Annotated in this window: 3 protein-coding genes; all 3 read right to left on the bottom strand. The window is 65.0% G+C overall.

Going from position 1 to position 1,633, the window contains the following annotated elements; genetic code table 11:
* Positions 1-593 (bottom strand): M20/M25/M40 family metallo-hydrolase (locus tag ACRDUX_RS06520; protein WP_526412140.1); only part of this gene is annotated, 593 nt, incomplete at its 3' end.
* A complete protein-coding gene (locus ACRDUX_RS06525) occupies positions 590-1,057 on the bottom strand; it encodes a RidA family protein (protein WP_526412142.1) in 468 nt (155 codons plus the stop codon). The genes ACRDUX_RS06525 and ACRDUX_RS06520, both read right to left, overlap by 4 nt.
* Positions 1,058-1,086: 29 nt before the next feature.
* Positions 1,087-1,633, bottom strand: a 547-nt coding sequence (locus ACRDUX_RS06530) for a cyclase family protein (RefSeq protein ID WP_526412144.1), incomplete at its 5' end; no start/stop codon positions are given.

A 1,633-nucleotide genomic window follows, 5' to 3' on the forward strand; every position in this document is an offset into this window, starting at 1 on the left:
TTCTCCGCGGTGGAGACGAAATAGGCGCGAGCTTGGTCGCTGAGCGTGTGGCTGAAGCCGCCGACCTCGCCGATCGCATCGTCGCAGTCGGCGAACAAGTCGGGGCGGCTGCGTGTTACGTGACCAGCGCCCAGCTCACCGCCGGCCTCCTCGTCGGCGAAGAAGGCGACGACGACGTCGCGCCGCGGTGCGCGGCCTTGGTGAGCCAGGCGGCTCAACGCGCTCAGCGTCATGGCTACCATCCCCTTCATGTCGACTGCGCCACGGCCCCACACGTATCCGTCGTGCAGTTCACCGCCGAAGGGGTCCCGGGTCCAGTCGTCGGCGATGGCGGGGACGACGTCGAGGTGAGCGTGAATCAGCAACGCCGGCAGGCTCGAGTCGAGTCCGCGGACCCGGCCGACGAGACTGCATCGGCCGGGTTCGGGTTCGAACCATTGCACGGGCACGCCGGCACTGGCGAGCGCGTCGGCGACCAGTTCGGCGGCCGGCTTCTCGGGGCCTCCGGGGTTGGAGGTGTCGATCCGTATCAGCGCTTGGGTGAGTTCGGTGACATCTAGTGGCGCTGATGGCTTCGCGGCGGCACCGCTCATGGGGCGGCGGGGAAGTCGCCGCTTCCGACGACTGCGATCGCTTCCACTTCGATGAGGAAGCCGTCGTACATCAGCCCGGCGACCCGTACCGCGGTCCCTGCCGGCCCGGGGTTGGGCAGGTACTCCAGTCTGATCCTGGTCATCTTCTCCCAGAATTCCTTGACGGCGTCTTCGGTTTCGTTGCAGCAGTAGTAGGTGTTGAGTTTGACGACGTCGCGCCAGGTGGCTCCGCCTTCCTCCAAGACTCGGGTGACGGCTTCGAACACGTTGCGGGTCTGGGCTTCGATGTCGCCTTCTCCGATCACGTTGCCGTGTTCGTCAGCGGAGAGCTGGCCGCCGACGAAGACGAGTTGGCCTACGCGCCAACCTTGGGAGAAGGGTGTGGGGACGTGCCAGTCCCAGGACCCCTCGGGCATGAGTCGCCGGCGGGTCATGGGAGCGAGGGTGTCGTCGACGGAGGTCATGAGCGTTCTCCTTTGAATTCGGGGCGCGGTCAGTTGTTGAAGACGGCGACTGCGCGGATCGGGGACCCGGTGCCGTTGCGGATGAACAGGGGTAGCCCGAAGTAGAGGAACCGTTGACCGACCACCTTGTCGAGGTTGGCCAGGCCCTCGGTGTTGACGATGCCGTACTCGCCGCACACGTTGTGTCCGGAGAAGTCACTGTCGTCGGCATGGTCGATGGCGACGTTGTCGACGCCGATGTTGATGACACCCTTTTGCGCGAGCCATAGGGCGGCGTCGCGATTGAGGCCGGTGTGCTTCTCGGTGTAGGCCAGGTCGGGATAGGTGGCGTCGCCGTAACCGGTGTAGAGAATGACGGTGTCGCCCTTGCGGATCTCTTGTCCGCTGGCATCGAGAGCGGCCTGTAGATCCTCTGGGGTGATGTATCTCGGGTATTGCACCGCCCGTAAATCCAGGCAGATCGCTTCGCCGTAGTAGTACTCCAGCGGGGACTTGTCGATGGTGGGCCCGTGGGGGTCGTATTCGAAGACGGCGTCGGTGTGGGTGCCGGCGTGTTCGCTGATAAGCAGGTTGTGT

Origin of the sequence: Mycobacterium sp. (assembly GCF_050701675.1) — a bacterium.
GTDB lineage: Bacteria > Actinomycetota > Actinomycetes > Mycobacteriales > Mycobacteriaceae > Mycobacterium.

Coding starts and splice junctions, on each gene's coding strand:
- ACRDUX_RS06525 (WP_526412142.1), bottom strand. CDS start 1,057: ATGACCTCCGTCGACGACACCCTCGCTCCCATGACCCGCCGGCGACTC.